The organism is Gracilinema caldarium DSM 7334 (genome assembly GCF_000219725.1).
In the GTDB taxonomy this organism is placed as follows: domain Bacteria; phylum Spirochaetota; class Spirochaetia; order Treponematales; family Breznakiellaceae; genus Gracilinema; species Gracilinema caldarium.
Map to the genome: position 1 here is coordinate 652401 of NC_015732.1, position 16965 is coordinate 669365.

Genomic DNA, 16965 nt, shown 5'->3' on the forward strand with positions numbered 1-16965 from the left:
ATGGTTGCTTCCCGAGAGTCTAAATATTTAGATGTTATTTTTGTTCTTATTTGCTTATTAGTGATTGTTGTGTGTTTTTTACCAATGGTCACCTTACTTGCCCGTTCTTTAAGTTCTGCGGAAACTCTGATCCGCAATGAGGTAACCCTCTGGCCAAAAGGGTTCAATCTGGATGCATATCGCTATGTGCTTGCTGATACCAAATATACCTGGTCCCTTGTATGGACCGCACTGCTGACTGTCAGTGGGACTATCCTCTCCCTTTTTATGACAACCCTTGCAGCGTATCCATTAACCTATGACAAGTTAAAGGGAAGGAAAATAATCAGTACCTTAATGCTTTTTACCATGTATTTTAACGCAGGCACTATTCCGATGTATCTGCTTTTAAAGGATATTGGTTTGTTAAATAAGCCCCTTGTTCTCATTGTTCCCTATTGTTTGAGCGTATTCAATATGATTCTCATGAGGAATTATTTTTACACTATCCCCGACAGCCTGAGGGAATCGGCGGAAATTGATGGGGCAAGTCCATTAAAAATTCTGACTACCATTTATCTTCCCCTTGCGGCACCGGTTATGGCCACCTTGGCATTGTTCTATGCGGTAGGCCGATGGAATGGCTTTTCTGATGCTCTCATGTTTATGAATAAGCGGGAATATTTCCCCATACAGCTTTTACTGTACAACTTAATTAATGCAGTATCCAGTCTGGAAACCTACTCGACTGAAGGTTTTACACCTCCCGGATTAAGTGAAGCCCTAAAGGCTGCGGCTATTATGTTTGCGACTGTACCAATTCTGTTTGTATATCCATGGCTTCAGAAATACTTCATTCAGGGAGTTACCCTGGGAGCAATTAAGGAATAGGAGCATTACTGTATATGTCTGTGAAAAAACTGTCCGTTGGGACAGATAAAAAATAATAAGGAGTATATGGCTATGAAAAAGGCTTTATTGATGTTTCTTGGCCTTGTGTCAGTGACTGCTCTGCTAATGGCTGGTGGTGCATCTGATAAGGGACGTGCCGGAACGCAGGCAACCGATCTGGTAAATGGTCGGTTTACTCAAACAAAGACGATAACTGTGGAGGTGTATGATCGAGGTACTGGTACACCCCCGGAGGATAATTTCTTTGCTCGGTTTATTAAGGAAGGCATGCTTAGGGATCATAATGTTAATGTAGTGTTTAAACCGGTCCCACGCTGGACTGAGGTTCAGGCATTAAACAACCTACTCGCCGCCGGTGAGGCTCCCGATATTTGTGTTACCTACGATTATCCAACTATTCAGACCTATGCTAATATGGGTGGGGTCCTCGATCTGAATCCCTATATGGAACAATTTAAACCATATCTTAAAAATCTTTGGGATCTTTTAGGAGATGCCAATATCTATTTTGATCAGGATCCTAAGACAAAACAGCTTTGGGCAATAGAAGCAATCAGAAAGCCAAATACCAAAACAACCGTATTTATTCGTGAGGACTGGCTTAAGAAACTCAAACTTCCCGAGCCCAAAACACTGGCTGAATTTGAAAAAACAATTAAGGCCTTCCGAGATAATGCAGAAAAATTGCTTGGTAAAGATAAGGATAAAATGATTCCCTTTTTGTTGACCGTAGATGTGGGTTGGTATATTAGCAATCTTGCAGAATCTTTTGTTCCTGACAAAACCTCTGATGAAACTCTATATGTTTATGGGTTTGATGATCGGCACTTGCTCTGGCCGAAATATAAAGAAGCGGTTCGAGTGGTAAATAAATGGTATAATGAAGGCCTTATCTGGAAAGATTTTCCCCTCTATCCTGTTGGTGATACTATGAGCGATAATCTCATGAAATCTGGTTATGTTGGTGCTTTTATCCAGAATTGGGATTACCCTTACCGAGATGGGGAAAAAGGAATCCATGGGAATCTACAAAAACTAGTAGGACCTGAGGCTGCATATATAGCAATAGATACCTTCAAGAACGATGCAGGCAAATATTGCAAATATCTTGGTCCTGCAGTTGATCGTAAGGTGTTTTTCCCATCTACAAATAAAGAACCCCTTGCATCCTTATTGTATCTTGAATGGATTAGTACGCTGAAGAATCGTAAATTTTTAGCTATTGGTGAATCTGGAGTGCATCATGAAGTACTCTCCGATGGAGCTGTAAAAATGAAACCCGTAGAAGGGGATAAGCGGATTAATTCGATTTACAATATCGATTATACCATCACATTAAATGGTCTTGATGTAGGAGACCCAATATTAAATGCCCGTTCCCTTGCGCTTGGTTATGGTGGTGTGGATCCCCGTTATATTGAAAGGGCTTACAAAACCCAGACCGTTGATGTCCGCATTGTTCCCGCCTTTAAGGTCGGTGAGATAAAGGCTGAACAGGGAATGGGCCCTGCGCTTTCTGAAAAGCGGAATACGCTTCTGGTAAAATCTGTTGTAGCCAAGGTAAGCGATTTTGATAAAGTATTTGATGCTGGAATGAAAGATTATCTCAGTTCCGGTGGTCAGGCAATCATTGATGAACGAAAAGCAAAACTTGATGAGTTAAAAAAAGCAAGATAACCTTTTTTGGGTACAGATGGAATTGGACTGTCTAAAAACCTAGACAGTCCAGAAGATCCCTACAAATATGTAATAAGGAAAAAATAAATATGAATATAGTATTTAGATGGTTTGGAAGAGAACATGATTCGGTATCCCTTGATAAAATCAGACAACTGCCTCATGTTACCGGTATAATAAGTACGTTATATAATAAAAAAGCCGGAGAAGTATGGACTAGATCAGAAATAAAAGAATTAAAACAAACTATAGCAAACTCTGGTTTAATATTACGAGGTATTGAAAGTGTTAATGTGCATGAATCCATCAAAGCCGGTACCCCTGAACGGGATCGATATATAGAGAATTATATTAAAACCCTTTCTGCACTCGGTGAAGAGGGGGTCCGTCTTGTGGTATATAATTTTATGCCTGTTTTTGATTGGACTCGGTTTTTATTATCAAAACCACGGGGCGATGGTACTACCGTACTCGCTTATGATGATGAAGGTATTCATAAACTTGGACCAGAGAAATTAGCTACATGGCTTCAGGATCAAACGAATGGTTTCCTGTTACCAGGTTGGGAACCTGAAAGACTATCACGAGTCAAAGAACTTATTAGTTATTATAGCACCTGTACCGAAGAGACGTTATTTACGAATCTGGGCTATTTCTTGAATGCGGTGATTCCAACCTGTGAAAAATATGATATTAAGTTAGCCCTTCATCCCGATGATCCACCTTGGCACATATTTGGTATCCCTCGTATCGTTACTCACCTCGATAATCTGAAAAAAATTATCACCCTCAATCCGAGCCCATTGAATGGGTTTACTCTCTGTACAGGATCCTTAGGTGTACATCCTCAGAATAATGTAGTTGCCATCATTGAAGCCTTATATGATCATATACATTTTGTACATGTGAGAAACTTAAAAATTACCAATACTGGTAAATTTGAAGAAACTTCACATTTGTCTTGTGATGGAGACCTGGATATATATTCAATAATGAAAACCCTCTATGATTATGGATATGATGGTGCTATGAGGCCAGATCACGGCCGAGCTATATGGGGAGAGCAATCTATCCCTGGCTATGGTCTGTATGATCAGGCTTTAGGTTCAGCCTATATGTACGGTCTTTGGGAAGCTATTTCAAAATCAAACCAAAGAAAACATGTTCTAACAGGAGTGTGAGTATGAATCGATACTCGCTGTGCTGGCTTGATTACGACAACAGCTATTGCAAAACAAAGGGATACGCTGCATTTAAGGATCAATTTGTCAGAGACTTTCGCCATATTTCTGTTGATCCGGCAGTTACCAATCCGATACTTATTAAAGAATTGTCTCAATTCATTACTGAATATTTTCATGTAACAATTCCGGCAAGTGAACAGGAAGATGAACATGCCATTATTTGTGGTATAGCCACATCATCGTTTCTTGCCAACAAATATGTTACTCAGGACGAAATCAGGCAATTAGGATCCGAATCCTTCATCATTAAGTATATTGAGGAAAAAAAGAGTATACTTCTGGTTGGCGGTTCTGAATCGGGGCTGTTGTATAGTTTGTTTACATTCATTGCTATGATCCAGAAACGGATTGATTATAAAAAAATTAATATCCATGAGTCGCCATCAAATCCGTTACGATTATTGAACCATTGGGATAATTTAGACGGTTCAGTAGAACGGGGTTATGCGGGGGCATCCCTGTTTTTCAAAAACAACCAAATCATGATAGATCATGAACGGCATCATGATTATGCGCGACTTTTAGCTTCGATTGGTATTAATGGTACCGTAATTAATAATGTGAATGTAAAAGAAAAAGCCCCGTATCTTATCACTAATGAATATTTGAACGAGCTGGCAGAACTTGCATCCATATTGAGGGCCTATAATATACGGTTGTTTCTCAGTGTCAATTTTATGAGTCCTGTTATTGTGGGTGGTCTTGATACAGCGGATCCGCTGGATACAAAGGTTCAATCCTGGTGGCAGGAACGAGTTAGCTGCATCTATGACATGATTCCTGATTTTGGCGGCTTTCTGGTAAAGGCTGATTCTGAATACAATCCTGGTCCTCACACCTATGGACGTTCTCAGGCTGATGGGGCGAATATGCTGGGCAGAGCATTAAAGCCATATAAGGGCGTTCTTATATGGCGTGCCTTTGTATATAAATTGCAGGATTGGCGGGAGCCCAGTATCGATCGAGCCCGTGCTGCCTATGATATCTTCTTTCCGTTAGACGGCCAATTCGAAGATAATGTTATTCTGCAAATTAAAAACGGTCCTATGGATTTCCAGGTGCGGGAACCGGTCTCTCCCCTTTTTGGGAAAATGGAGTGGACAAACCAAATCCTAGAATTACAGGTAACCCAGGAATATACGGGGCATCAGATCGATCTTTGTTATCTCGGCCCCCAATGGAAAGAAATTGTAGGGTTTGATACCCATGCCAAGGGAACACAAGCTTATGTTTCCTCTATTATAAACGGAAGTTTTTATAATCGACCCATTGGCGGCATTGCAGCTGTGTCGAATCTTGGAGATGATTATAACTGGACAGGTCATTGGCTTGCTCAGGCTAACTGGTATGCCTATGGACGTCTTGCCTGGGATCCAAACCTTGCATCGGCAGACATTGCCGAAGAATGGGTACGCCGTACCATGAGTGATGATCAGGACGCCACACACTCAATTGTTGATATGCTCGAAAAATCCTGGTCTATATATGAACGGTATACCACACCGTTTGGATTGGGATGGATGGTTACACCGGGAACCCATTACGGTCCCAGCCCGGAAGGTTATGAGTATTCCATATGGGGCACGTATCATAGGGCAAACCATAAGGAAATTGGAGTGGACAGGACAAGCAGCGGGACCGGTTTTTCTGCCCAATATCATGACTATTGGACCAAACAGTATGATAATCTTGATTCCTGTCCAGAAAATTTAGTTCTTTTCTTTCATAGACTTGCGTATACCTATCCTATGAAGAATGGTAAAACTCTGATTCAGAACATCTATGATGCACATTTTCAAGCCTATGAAGAAATGAGAGCTATGCAAAGGCAGTGGTCCGATATGCGGTTAAAAATAGATCCTAAAATCTTTGCAGAAGTGGAAGAACGCTTTACCAGACAGGAAGAAAATGCACGGCAATGGCGGGATGTTATTAACAGTTTCTTCTATAGAAAGTCCGGTATAGGAGATGAGCAGGGGAGACAGCTCTATTAAATTACTGCAATAAATATAGGCAAAATTACCTATAGTAAAAAGGTTCTATTATGCATACTATTGCACAAAAAGGAGCATGCAAAATTTATGAATACATTCTCAGCTCAAAAAAGAGGACAAATAGAAACACTTATTTCTAACATGAGTCTGGAAGAAAAAATCGGCTTAATGATACATAGAGCCAAGGGTATACCAAGGCTGGGGATACCTGATTATAACTGGTGGAATGAAGCCCTTCATGGTGTAGCCAATAATGGTGAAGCAACAGTATTCCCTCAGGCTATAGCCCTCGGAGCTACCTTCGATGAAGACTTAGTTCATCGAGTTGCAGAAGCAATTTCTATCGAAGCCCGTGCTAAGTTCAATGCGGTTGGAAAGGAAAAGGCAGAGCAATATCACCGGGGTCTTACATTTTGGGCTCCCAATATCAATATTTTTCGAGATCCCCGGTGGGGCAGGGGACAGGAAACCTATGGGGAAGACCCGGTACTGACGAGTCGTCTGGGTACCGCATATGTTCGCGGTTTACAGGGTTCAGATCCTTATTATTTAAGAGCAGCAGCCTGTGCCAAGCATTTTGCAGTTCATTCCGGACCGGAAGGACTCAGACATACCTTTAATGCAGAGGTCAGCCAGAAGGATCTGGAAGAAACCTATTTGCCAGCCTTTAAAGCACTGGTTAAGTCTGGTGTTGAAAGTGTTATGGGCGCTTATAATCGGGTTAATGGAGAACCAGCCTGTGGCAGTACCTATTTATTGAAGCAAAAATTACGGGAAGAGTGGCAGTTTCAAGGTCATGTTGTTTCCGATTGCTGGGCTATTTGTGATTTTCATAAGAATCATAAGGTCACCAATGATATCCTTGAATCCATTGCTTTGGCCTTGCGTTCCGGATGTGACTTGAATTGTGGTGATGCCTATAATTACCTCGCTGAAGCGGTACTTAAGGGGTATGTTACCGAAGATGATATTAACCGTGCGGTGGTCCGGCTGTTAATCACACTGGATAAACTTGGTCTGATTCACGATGATGGACCTTATCAAGGCATTACGATACATCAAATTGACTGGAAAAAACATGACAGCCTAGCCCTTGAAGCTGCCGAAAAATCTATAGTGCTCCTGAAAAATAATGGAGTACTTCCGCTTAAGAAGGATAAAATTTCGTATATCTATGTAACGGGTCCTAATGCTACCAATAGTGATGCGCTGCTCGGAAATTATGCTGGTGTTTCTTCGAGATTACTGACTGTACTCGAAGCGATTGTAGAAGAAGCAGGTCCTGAAATCACTGTTACCTATAAGAAAGGATGTCCTCTGGCAGAACGGAGGGTAAATCCGAATGATTGGGCCAGTGGGGTAACAAAATATGCCGATGTTACCATTGCTGTTATGGGTCGGGATACTAGTGTAGAAGGAGAAGAGGGTGATGCAATTCTCTCTTCAACCTATGGTGACTTTGAAGATCTGAATTTAAATGATGAGCAATTAAGTTATCTGCATAAATTAAAAGAATCAGGAAAACCTTTAATTGTCGTTCTTATGGGAGGTGCTCCAATCTGTTCGCCAGAATTGCACGAAATTGCTGATGCAATTCTTGTAGCATGGTATCCTGGACAGGCTGGAGGCACTGCGGTCTCCAACATAGTATTTGGAAAGACAAATCCTTCTGGTAAATTACCTGTTACATTCCCCAAATCGGTGCGGCAGCTTCCTGAATTTGAAAATTATTCGATGCAGGGAAGAACCTATCGGTATATGACTGAAGAACCTCTGTACCCCTTTGGATTTGGGCTATCGTATACAAAGATGGAATTTAAACATGTCACGGGTAGATGGAAGTCACCTGAGAAGGATGAGCTAATAGTTTCTACAGAGCTCTATAATCAAGGGACGATTGATGGAGAAGAGGTTGTCCAATTGTATTATCATTGGAAAGATGCACCGTTTGCGGTCCCCAATTGGAGTCTTATCGATTTTAAACGTGTCCTTGTTGCTGCGGGGGCGTCATGTATATGTGAATTTAAAATACCTCTTGAAAAGCTGCAGTGCATAGATCCATCTGGAAAAGGGGTAATTCCGACTGGAACTCTACAATTTTATGTTGGCTTTCATGCCCCTGTTGCCTGTTCTCATCTGTATGAGGATTCAGAGAAATCTTTTATTGAAATAGAACGGAAGATATAAGGATCTGCCATGAAAATTGCCATTATTGGTGCAGGAAGTGTCCGTTATGCGCTCAAGTTAATTGGAGATCTTGCAAAGATTTCAGATCTCAGTAATGCTGCCCCTTTAGTGGTATTAATGGATATCAACCAGCAAAGACTTGAGGCGGCTCATGTTTTGGCACAACAGTACTTAAGGGAGTTGGAATCGCCAATAAGCATTAAAAGTACAAAAACTTTGAATGAAGCGGTAGACGGTGCTGATTATGTTATAAATACGGTACTGGCTTATCCGACCACAAAGGACCATGATGGTTTTACTTCCTGGGAAAAGATGACCAGAGTTGGTGAAAAACATGGTTATTACCGCGGCATCGATGCTCAGGAATTCAATATGGTATCCACCTATACCTATGGGCTGTGCAGTTACTATGATATGCAAGCTGCCTTAACCATTGCGAAAACCATGGAGATATACAACCCCAAAGGTATGCTCCTGCAAACGGGGAATCCGGTTTTTGAAATTACCCAACAGGGGTACCATATCAGGTGTTCCCGATGATGTTATTGTAGAGATTCCGGTACAAGTGAACAGGACAGGAATACACCGGGAAGTACTTGAACCGGAATTGCCACGACGGCTTGTAACTATGTACCTGATGCCCCGGATCCTTCGTATGGAGTGGGCTTTAGAAGCCTTTATATCACGGGACCGTCGGGTACTCGAGGAGATACTGATACGAGATCCCCGTACCCGATCGTATAAACAGGTTCAAAAAGTACTGGATGCAATATTCAATCTCCCCTTTCATGAAGATTTACGGGATTATTTCACACTCCCGAGTAAGCCATAAAGCCGCCATCTACAGGGATAACAGCCCCAGTGACAAAACCGGAAGCACTATAATCACAGAGCCAGGCAGCAATGCCCACCAGGTCTTCCGGTTTCCCAAGCCGCTTCATGGGTGTATGGGCAATGATCTGTTCGGTCCGTTTTGTGGGACTCCCATCGATGTTCCATAGCAGATGCTTATTCTGTTCGGTGGAAAAGAAACCCGGTGCAATGGCATTAACCCTGATCTGTGCCGGGGCATAGTGAACTGCAAGCCATTGGGTAATATTGTTAACTGCTGCCTTTGCAGCGCAATAGGCAAACCCCTTTGTCATGGGAGCGAATGCACCCATTGATGAAATATTGATAATACTGCTTCCTTCTCTGTTGAGCATATCTGGTATAAAAACTTGGGTAGGAATAACGGTTCCCATAAAATTAAGTTTAAATACTGCTTCTATACCATCAGGATCTAAACTCAAGAAACTGCCATCTTTCGGTTCTCCTTCAGGGTCTATATCCCCCGGCTCCCAGGTTTCCCGTGCAGTACTGCCTCTGGGATCATTACCTCCCGCTCCATTTATTAACATGTCGCAGGGACCAAATACGGAGTTTACCTTTTCTTTAGCCTGAATACAGGCCTCTTTTGAAAGTACATCACAGGCTACTGCCAGGGCTTCGCCACCGTTAGCTATAATCTCATAGGCAACCTTTTCAGCTTTTTCAAAGGTACGATTTAAAAGCGCTATTTTGGCTCCCCTTTGAGCTAAGCCTTTTGCAATAGTACTGCACAATACACCGCCGCCACCAGTAATGACGATTACCTTATTCTGAAGCCAATTCATATGTATTTCTCCAAGCCTTACCTGCGTTGTATATAATTGGTTATAAGCGGATCCTCTGTATGCACCGGTTTTCTAAAATAATTAGGATATGCATCGAGTAATTCTTGTTCCTGTTTTGAAAGACGGGAAAAATGATCATGTATCAAAGAGAAGACAAGGGATTTATCCCCCTTTTTTAGAAAGTTGAATATTTCCTGATGTTGTTCAAATACCGAAATACGCAGGTCTTTATTCCACAACGTCATGATGCGAATTCTTCGGTAATGACTGGAGTTATTCTCTATAAGATTCCAGCTTAAATTTTTATTAGCAAAATGAAAAATACTTCTATGAAACTCATCGTCCCAATCGAGAAATGCAAGAGCATCAGGCTCTTTTAGGCACGTTTCTTGATGTAGCAGGGCTTTTTCAAGCTCTATCAATAAAAACTTCTGATCCTTTTCCAGGCATAAGGCTAAAGCTTTTTCTTCCAGACTTGTACGAATGAACTGTTCTTCTTCGACCCGCTGCAAGTCTATCCTGGAAATACTGGTTCCTACCTGCGGGATAATATCAATAAGGCCTTCCCGTTCAAGACGGATGAGGGCTTCACGGACAGGGGTCCTGCTGACTTCCAGTTTTTCCGTTATTTCCCGCAGATTAAGCACCTGGCCTGGTTTAAATGTCAGGTTTACGATGTTTTTCCTTAAAGTATGATACACATTTTCACTGATGGAAAGTCCCGTATTTTTAACCATGGTTTTCATCATAGATACCTCATGGATAATAATCTAGGAGCCTAGCTCCTTTGGCAGTTTACAAGGTAAAAAATCGCGGATGTCCGCGATTTTTTCTGATTATTCGGACAAGTCCGACAAACTGCTAATATATTAGAATATAAAAATATCCTAATATATAAGCATATAAAGGTTTTCTGATTTCGTCAAGGAGCCTTAACAGTCTTTAGAATGGAGGGGGCTTTCTCTTGTCCCCCGCCGGGTTCTCCGCTATATTTACGGGGTTATAAGGTTGCGAGACGGCTTATTCCCCTTTTATATGGAGGTGCCTCATGGGATCAGAATATATTCCGGGAACAAATCCGGTAAAGGGAAAGCCCCACTATACCTACAAGGATTATAAAACCTGGGGTGAGGATGTCCGCTGTGAACTTTGGTATGGGGAGCCCGTGATGATGAGCCCCGCACCCCGCAGGCGGCATCAGAAACTGCTTCTTGAGTTAGCTTTACAAATTAAAAATTTTCTCCAAGGCAAGCCCTACCAGGTTTATTTGGCCCCCTTGGATGTATTCCTTCCAGAGGCCGATGAGTCCCTTGATGAGTGTGATCTGGTGGTCCAGCCGGACCTTATGGTGGTCTGTGATCAGCATAAATTGATTGATGAAGGGATCCGGGGAGCGCCGGACTTTATTATAGAAATTTTGTCCCCCTCTACGGCTATGCGGGACCAGAGCGATAAGAAACTCATTTATGAAGCCAAGGGTGTCCGGGAGTACTGGGTAGCCAATCCGGATACTCTGGAGGTATTTCGCTATGTCCTGAAAGACGGCCGCTATGGCCTTGCCCGACCCGCCCTGCTCACCGACTGGAGACGATAGAAACAAAGGTTCGGAAGGTTCGCATATCTAATTTAGAAAGGTCCCTCCCATCCAGCAGAATGTGGCCCCGCTGGGGGCGTCTGAGACCCAAAACTAACTGCATCAGGGTCGATTTACCGGAACCGCTAGGACCCACAAAGGCCACCGATTGCCCCTTTTGTATCGAAATATCTCGACAATTTCTTTCCCCTCGTTTTCCTCTATTTCTTCATCGGTAAGCACTTCTCCAATAGAGTTAATTGCTTCAAAGCCCCGTTCCAGGTCCGGATAGATATTCAAAATAGTACTTAAGACTCCCTAACAAACCTCTGGCAGTACAATAAGCCTAGATGGAAAAGGTCTGTTTGGAAGGGGACCTAAACTCTTATTTTTCTTGACTTGTATACAATCAGGTATATAATAATATCTACAAGTAGTGGTGCGGGGAGGCTATAATAAAACATATTCATATCCGAAAGGACACCTATGTCGATTCGGTATTTTTAATGTTTTTAAGTAAAGAGTTGAAAGAGCGATCCGATGTTACAGATGCCACCGTGACCATGGGTACTCCCATAAATCTCAATTTGCTTAAAGAGCAGGGTTACAGCCTGGATACTCTTAAGGATGTTACCCCAGCGGATCTCGTTATTGCTTTGGACTGTGCTTCTGAGAAAATCTTTGCAGAAGCCCTAACAGCGGTGGATGAAATGCTGGCGGGCAAAAAGAAATCCAGTTCGGGAAGCCCAACTGGTTCTGGACTGCCCCATACGAAAACCCTAGACAGCGCCCTCGACACCTTGCTCGATGCAAACCTTGCAATTATTTCAGTTCCCGGCATGTATGCCCCCCGGGAAGTGAAAAAGGCCTTGAATAAGGGCCTTCATGTTATGCTCTTTTCTGATAATGTTTCATTGGAAGATGAAATAGCCCTGAAAAAATTGGCCCGTGAAAAGGGTCTGCTTGTCATGGGCCCAGACTGCGGGACTACCATCATTAATGGGAAACCCATCTGTTTTGCCAATATGGCAGATCGGGGCCTAGTGGGTATCGTCGCTGCGGCTGGAACGGGGCTCCAGAAAGTTTCCTGTCTTATTAACCGCTTCGGCAGCGGAGTAAGCCAGGGCATCGGGACCGGCGGCCGGGATTTGAAAAATGCCCAGGTTGGCGGAACCACCATGCTGATGGGTATCGAAGCCCTTGGGGCAGATCCGGAAACAAAGGCGATCCTGATTGTCTCCAAACCTCCAGCTCCAGAAGTGGCTTCCAAAGTGGTACAGGCCCTGGAAAAAACCGGGAAACCCTCGGTAGTTCACTTTATCGGTCTAAAGTCAGATATTCCTGCGAGACCCTCCATACATTTTGCTGCAAATCTGGAAGAAGCCTCCCGTTGGGCCGTGGCGCTGGCCAAGGGAGAACAGATTGATGTACAGAGCCGGCGGGAATGGCCCTTTGATCAATCCAGGGCAGAAATAGAAGCTCTGGTAGAACGGGAAACCCGCCGTATGTCTAAAACGCAAAAATATATCCGAGGCTATTATACAGGCGGAACCCTCACCGACGAAGCCTGGATACTGCTCCGTGGGCTCACCGGGGCAGTCTATTCTAATAATCAAACCGACCCTGCCTTTGTACTGCCGGATCCAATAAAAAAGCGAAGGAAGCCGTTGAAAAACGGGGCGGGTACCTGTTGGTTATTGCTTCTGTGACAGGGACTCCGGGGGATTTCCAGGGCTTCGAAGCCCAGGTTGCTCAATTGCGCAGTGCCGGGGTCATTGTGATGCCCTCCAACTATCAGGCATCGCTGCTCGCCCTGAAGATTATGGAAAAAGTGACGGGCACCACCACAGGTGCTTTGGGATCGAAGCCTCAAGGAGCGGCTGTCCAGCCCAAGGCTGATGCTCAGGCTTCCGGCGCTGAAACAGCGGCCCAGGCGGCCAGTGCCGGTGCATCCGATTCAGCTTCATTAAACCTGGTTGGTCCCAAACGGATCCTCTCCCTCTTTACCCAGGGACTTAAGTTCATCAATCTGGGTCTTGAATCCTTTGCCAAGAATCTCGCGGCCTGCGAAACACCGATTGTTCATATGGACTGGGTACCTCCTGCGGGCGGAAAGCCTGAACTGATACAGGTCTTAGACAGGTTGGAAAACCGCGCTACAGTAGATATCGAAAAGGCCAATGCAGAAGCGGTGGAGCGAATCCTTTCGGGGAAACCAATTATTAAGGGTATCGGTACCGCTCTGGAAACTATCCCCGGGATGAAGCCAAACCTGTTCCTCCATGCGGGGCCGCCGGTTACCTGGGAAAAAATGTGCGGACCCATGCGGGGGGCTGTTATCGGAGGACTTCTCTACGAAGGTTTGGTTAAAACCGAAGAGGAAGTTCTGGCTCTGGCTGAATCGGGAAAGATTGAATTTTCTCCCTGTCAGGATCATGCGGCGGTGGGGCCCATGGCGGGGATTGTTACACCGCGGATGTCCGTCTGGATTATCGAAAAAGAAACCTTTGGTAACCAGGCCTATGCAACCCTGAATGAAGGTCTCGGCAAGGTGCTGCGCTATGGGGCCTATTCCCAGGAAGTGCTAGACCGACTCCGCTGGATGGAACAGGAACTGGCTCCGATTTTGCAAAGGGCAATCGAACATCATGGTCATGTCGATATGCGGAGTCTCATTATCAAGGCCTTACAGATGGGCGATGAGGGCCACAAACGGAACCGGGCAGGAACATCCCTCATAATCCGTGAACTGGCACCCCGTCTTGTGATGCTGGATGAAAAGAAAGAAGCCCTTTCCCGGGTCTTAAGCTTTATGCATCAGAATGATCATTTCTTCCTGAACCTTACCATGCCGTCGGCCAAATCGGTTTTAATGCCCGCGGAGGAGGTCCCCGGCAGTACGGTGATCACCGCCCAGGGGCGGAACGGTACCGAATTCGTTATTCAGGTTGCAGGACTTAAAGGCCGCTGGTTTACCGGCCATGCGGGTATCGTCAAGGGCCTCTATCTCCCCGGCTTTGGTTCCGATGATGCGGCCCCTGATATTGGCGACTCGGTTATTACCGAAACTAGCGTTATTGGTGGGGTTGCCATGGCGGCAGCGCCGGCGATTGTCAAATTTGTCGGCGGAACCCCGGAAGATGCACTCCGATTTACCCGGGAATACAAGATCCCGATCCGCGATTTCCGGGGTACTCCAACAGTCATTGATGTGCGAAGGGTCGTCGAGAAGGGTATTTTACCGGTGATCAATACCGGGATTGCCCATAAAAAAAACGGTATCGGTATGGTTGGCGCAGGCCTCGTAAAGCCGCCGGTCAACTGTTGCCAGGATGCTCTGAAAGCCCTGGCAAAGATCTATACCACGTAAAGGAAACCAATTCTGTCTCTCTGGAGGCGTACCTGCAGAGATTCCTGTTCCGACCTGGTCGGACCATAATTTTAGGAGGTGTCTAATGAAAGTTATCGATTTGACGATCCCGCTGGGCGTAGGGATCCCGCCATGGCCAACCTACATTCCACTTCAGGTGCAATACTTTTTTATACCCCTGGTAAGGATATTGCCAGTCTTGATATGGACTTTCTGGTCCATGAAGGAGCGATCGTCGATCTATCCGATGTATGCGGTGATTATGATGTGTACACTTTAAAAATGGTAGAAGAACGGGTGGAAGTAAAAGAGGGGGACATCCTCATTATCCATACCGGGTATCATCACTACGGCTGGGATCAGCCTACGGGAGATGAAATCCGTTACATGATTAAACACCCCGGACCGGACCTGGAATTTGCCGAATGGGCAAAGAAAAAGAAGCTTCGCTGGATCGGTGTGGATTGCGGCAGTGCGGACCATCCCATGAACACCAAAATCCGGGAATGGATGTCCCGGCAGGCGAAGGAATGTGATGCCCATTCCCAGAAAAAGTACGGCAAGACCCTCGAAGAGTTCTTCAGCGATGATAAATATCAACTTGCAGTGAAAAACCATGAAAATGGGGCAAAAAATAAGTATGCCCATATCCAGGCACCGGTCAGTATCGAAGCCATAGCCGATGGTCCAGAGGCCGATGTGGGTCCAAAGGATATTTCCTTTGCAGAACTCCATGACGCATTCTCCATTCTGGAACTGGCGATCAGCGAAGAAGTTGGGTTCTTTGAGCGGGGCAAAAGTTATCTGGCCGTTCGTAAGGGGGAAACCAAAATTGATGGACGGCTCCCCATCAATACATCGGGTGGCTTAAAATCCAAGGGCCATCCCGTAGGTGCTACCGGTGTGTCCCAGGTCGTAGAACTGGTCCGCCAACTCCGGGGCGAAGCTGAACCCGGCCGGTAGGTTAAGGACCCCAAATATGGCATGTCGGTCAATTTCGGCGGCTTTGGCAACAACGTGGTTGCTGTCATCTGCGCAAAGGATTAAGGGGGCAGCTATGTTTATCGATTTTAGCCAATATGAAGTGAAGGCCCCCAAGATTAAGGCTTATAAATGCCAGGCCTGCGGGGCTATTTATTATCCGGCACCCAAGGTGTGTTCCCAATGTCATGCCCGGCGGGATCCCGTAACCGGCAAGGGGTGGGAAACCTTTGATCTCGAAGGTCTCTGCACCCTGCTCACCTGGACCCGGGCGTGGAATTTGCCCGAAGGGTATACCAAAAAGTATCTGCTCTTTGGTATAGTCCAGTTCGAAAACGGACTCAGGGCATCGGGGCGGCTCGAGGTGGAAAACCCGGTCATCGGGATGAAGCTGAATGCTACGGTTATCGAGTCCGATGAACGGCCGGGAAAGCCGGTCAAGGTATTTGTGTTTAAGTAGGAGGCAGCTATGGCAACAGGGCGGACGGGACATAATTTGAGTGCGGAAGTTTATGAAACTTTATCTGAACGCATTCGTACCTGGCTCTATCCGCCCGGCCATAGATTTACCGAAGAAGAACTTTGTACCGAATTCGGTGTCAGTCGCAGTCCCATCCGAGAAGCCCTGAATATGCTGGTAGAGGCAGGGCTTGTGGATAAGGCCGAACGTAAGGGCTACCGGGTACGCCGAATCGATCTGCAGGAACTTCAGGATCTTTACGATACCCGGCTTGTACTGGAATTGGCAGTGATTGAACGGCTTTGCAAAGAAGGAATTGATCCAAAGCTGCTGAAACAGCTCCGAAAACGCTGGACAGAACTATTGGAAGCCCTGCCGGCCATGGCCCATGAGGCAGCTCTGGAGGATGAACATTTCCATCAAGCCCTGGCTGCAGAAGCCGGAAATAGGGTGATGCAACGGATCCTGAAAGATATTGATCGGAGCATCCATTTTGTCCGGCTCTCTGACATAACCGATCCGGAACGTCTGCAGAAAACCTGCCAGTATCATCTGGAAATTCTGGATGCCCTGGAACGCTGTGATATGGAAAGGGCCCGGGACCTGATCCGGGAAAATATATTATGGGGCAAAGAAAAGGTGTTCCATGCCCTCAAAGAAGCCCTGGTGCGGTCCTATGGTATGGTTTAGTATGGATTCGGTAAGCTCAGACCATGCTGTAGCTTCCGATATGGTATATAGGTTACATGCACTTCAACGGGGTTCGATGTTTCCAAAAGAACCCTTTACCTGTCGGGTACATTCTGTATATCCCCATGCGGTCAATCTGAATATTTCCGAGCGGTAGTTGATGTAGGAGGTAATGCTCTAATCCGGGACCCTAACAAGACGAGCCTGCAAGACCAGTTTGAATCGGTTTGCATAACCGTGCCC

17 protein-coding genes are annotated in these 16965 nt (G+C 45.2%); 13 read left to right on the forward strand and 4 right to left on the reverse strand.

Annotated elements, in window-relative coordinates:
- From SPICA_RS03035 to SPICA_RS15700, 7 genes are all read left to right on the forward strand, one after another.
- Positions 1-870, forward strand: a complete 870-nt coding sequence (locus tag SPICA_RS03035) for a carbohydrate ABC transporter permease (RefSeq protein ID WP_013968069.1) — start codon at positions 1-3, stop codon at positions 868-870.
- Between the two features lie 72 nt (positions 871-942).
- Complete coding sequence (locus SPICA_RS03040) at positions 943-2568, forward strand: extracellular solute-binding protein (RefSeq protein WP_013968070.1); 1626 nt, start codon at positions 943-945, stop codon at positions 2566-2568.
- Between the two features lie 89 nt (positions 2569-2657).
- On the forward strand, positions 2658-3749 hold the full coding sequence (gene uxuA, locus SPICA_RS03045; RefSeq protein ID WP_013968071.1) for a mannonate dehydratase: 1092 nt from the start codon (positions 2658-2660) through the stop codon (positions 3747-3749).
- A 2-nt stretch (positions 3750-3751) separates the two neighbouring features.
- Entirely contained in the window at positions 3752-5806 is a 2055-nt protein-coding gene (locus SPICA_RS03050) for an alpha-glucuronidase family glycosyl hydrolase (RefSeq protein WP_013968072.1), read from the forward strand.
- Between the two features lie 87 nt (positions 5807-5893).
- The gene (locus tag SPICA_RS03055) at positions 5894-7993 is read left to right on the forward strand and encodes a glycoside hydrolase family 3 N-terminal domain-containing protein (RefSeq protein ID WP_013968073.1); all 2100 of its coding nucleotides are present in this window, start codon (positions 5894-5896) and stop codon (positions 7991-7993) included.
- A gap of 9 nt (positions 7994-8002) precedes the next feature.
- Complete coding sequence (locus SPICA_RS15695; RefSeq protein WP_041396126.1) at positions 8003-8533, forward strand: family 4 glycosyl hydrolase; 531 nt, start codon at positions 8003-8005, stop codon at positions 8531-8533.
- Positions 8490-8825, forward strand: coding sequence for a family 4 glycosyl hydrolase (locus SPICA_RS15700; RefSeq protein WP_237255901.1), 336 nt, complete (start codon positions 8490-8492; stop codon positions 8823-8825). The genes SPICA_RS15695 and SPICA_RS15700 overlap by 44 nt, the downstream gene beginning before the upstream one ends.
- On the opposite strand, the gene SPICA_RS03070 is transcribed toward SPICA_RS15700, so the two are convergent.
- Positions 8803-9648, reverse strand: a complete 846-nt coding sequence (locus tag SPICA_RS03070) for an SDR family oxidoreductase (protein ID WP_013968074.1) — start codon at positions 9646-9648, stop codon at positions 8803-8805. The two genes, SPICA_RS15700 and SPICA_RS03070, sit on opposite strands and share 23 nt — an antisense overlap.
- Positions 9649-9665: 17 nt before the next feature.
- Positions 9666-10397, reverse strand: coding sequence for a GntR family transcriptional regulator (locus SPICA_RS03075; RefSeq protein ID WP_013968075.1), 732 nt, complete (start codon positions 10395-10397; stop codon positions 9666-9668).
- Between the two features lie 299 nt (positions 10398-10696).
- Here SPICA_RS03075 and SPICA_RS03080 point away from each other — a divergent pair, with 299 nt between their 5' ends.
- Positions 10697-11242, forward strand: a complete 546-nt coding sequence (locus tag SPICA_RS03080; RefSeq protein WP_013968076.1) for a Uma2 family endonuclease — start codon at positions 10697-10699, stop codon at positions 11240-11242.
- On the opposite strand, the gene SPICA_RS15865 is transcribed toward SPICA_RS03080, so the two are convergent.
- Positions 11223-11387, reverse strand: a complete 165-nt coding sequence (locus SPICA_RS15865) for an ATP-binding cassette domain-containing protein (protein ID WP_169311854.1) — start codon at positions 11385-11387, stop codon at positions 11223-11225. The two genes, SPICA_RS03080 and SPICA_RS15865, sit on opposite strands and share 20 nt — an antisense overlap.
- Positions 11345-11521, reverse strand: coding sequence for a hypothetical protein (locus SPICA_RS15395; RefSeq protein ID WP_156789615.1), 177 nt, complete (start codon positions 11519-11521; stop codon positions 11345-11347). Before SPICA_RS15395 ends, SPICA_RS15865 begins: the two co-directional genes overlap by 43 nt.
- Before the next feature lie 206 nt (positions 11522-11727).
- Here SPICA_RS15395 and SPICA_RS15705 point away from each other — a divergent pair, with 206 nt between their 5' ends.
- The 5 genes from SPICA_RS15705 (at position 11728) to SPICA_RS03105 (ending at position 16722) form a co-directional block, all read left to right on the forward strand.
- Positions 11728-12930: an FdrA family protein gene (locus tag SPICA_RS15705; RefSeq protein WP_237255904.1), complete on the forward strand. Its 1203-nt coding sequence runs from the start codon at positions 11728-11730 to the stop codon at positions 12928-12930.
- The gene (locus SPICA_RS15710; protein WP_237255906.1) at positions 12912-14591 is read left to right on the forward strand and encodes a YlbE family protein; all 1680 of its coding nucleotides are present in this window, start codon (positions 12912-12914) and stop codon (positions 14589-14591) included. Before SPICA_RS15705 ends, SPICA_RS15710 begins: the two co-directional genes overlap by 19 nt.
- A gap of 132 nt (positions 14592-14723) precedes the next feature.
- The gene (locus tag SPICA_RS15715) at positions 14724-15554 is read left to right on the forward strand and encodes a thiolase C-terminal domain-containing protein (RefSeq protein ID WP_013968079.1); all 831 of its coding nucleotides are present in this window, start codon (positions 14724-14726) and stop codon (positions 15552-15554) included.
- A gap of 94 nt (positions 15555-15648) precedes the next feature.
- Positions 15649-16032 carry a Zn-ribbon domain-containing OB-fold protein gene (locus SPICA_RS03100; RefSeq protein WP_013968080.1) on the forward strand — a complete coding sequence of 128 codons (384 nt, stop codon included), beginning with the start codon at positions 15649-15651 and terminating at the stop codon, positions 16030-16032.
- A 9-nt stretch (positions 16033-16041) separates the two neighbouring features.
- Positions 16042-16722 carry a GntR family transcriptional regulator gene (locus SPICA_RS03105; RefSeq protein ID WP_013968081.1) on the forward strand — a complete coding sequence of 227 codons (681 nt, stop codon included), beginning with the start codon at positions 16042-16044 and terminating at the stop codon, positions 16720-16722.
- The last annotated feature ends 243 nt before the right edge of the window (positions 16723-16965 follow it).

What these genes read in the sequence shown, in the direction of transcription:
- SPICA_RS03035 (WP_013968069.1), top strand. Translation starts at nt 1, where the DNA reads ATGGTTGCTTCCCGAGAGTCTAAATATTTAGATGTTATTTTTGTTCTT.
- SPICA_RS03040 (WP_013968070.1), top strand. Translation starts at nt 943, where the DNA reads ATGAAAAAGGCTTTATTGATGTTTCTTGGCCTTGTGTCAGTGACTGCT.
- uxuA (WP_013968071.1), top strand. Translation starts at nt 2,658, where the DNA reads ATGAATATAGTATTTAGATGGTTTGGAAGAGAACATGATTCGGTATCC.
- SPICA_RS03050 (WP_013968072.1), top strand. Translation starts at nt 3,752, where the DNA reads ATGAATCGATACTCGCTGTGCTGGCTTGATTACGACAACAGCTATTGC.
- SPICA_RS03055 (WP_013968073.1), top strand. Translation starts at nt 5,894, where the DNA reads ATGAATACATTCTCAGCTCAAAAAAGAGGACAAATAGAAACACTTATT.
- SPICA_RS15695 (WP_041396126.1), top strand. Translation starts at nt 8,003, where the DNA reads ATGAAAATTGCCATTATTGGTGCAGGAAGTGTCCGTTATGCGCTCAAG.
- SPICA_RS03070 (WP_013968074.1), bottom strand. Translation starts at nt 9,648, where the DNA reads ATGAATTGGCTTCAGAATAAGGTAATCGTCATTACTGGTGGCGGCGGT.
- SPICA_RS03075 (WP_013968075.1), bottom strand. Translation starts at nt 10,397, where the DNA reads ATGATGAAAACCATGGTTAAAAATACGGGACTTTCCATCAGTGAAAAT.
- SPICA_RS03080 (WP_013968076.1), top strand. Translation starts at nt 10,697, where the DNA reads ATGGGATCAGAATATATTCCGGGAACAAATCCGGTAAAGGGAAAGCCC.
- SPICA_RS15705 (WP_237255904.1), top strand. Translation starts at nt 11,728, where the DNA reads ATGTTTTTAAGTAAAGAGTTGAAAGAGCGATCCGATGTTACAGATGCC.
- SPICA_RS15715 (WP_013968079.1), top strand. Translation starts at nt 14,724, where the DNA reads ATGGCCAACCTACATTCCACTTCAGGTGCAATACTTTTTTATACCCCT.
- SPICA_RS03100 (WP_013968080.1), top strand. Translation starts at nt 15,649, where the DNA reads ATGTTTATCGATTTTAGCCAATATGAAGTGAAGGCCCCCAAGATTAAG.
- SPICA_RS03105 (WP_013968081.1), top strand. Translation starts at nt 16,042, where the DNA reads ATGGCAACAGGGCGGACGGGACATAATTTGAGTGCGGAAGTTTATGAA.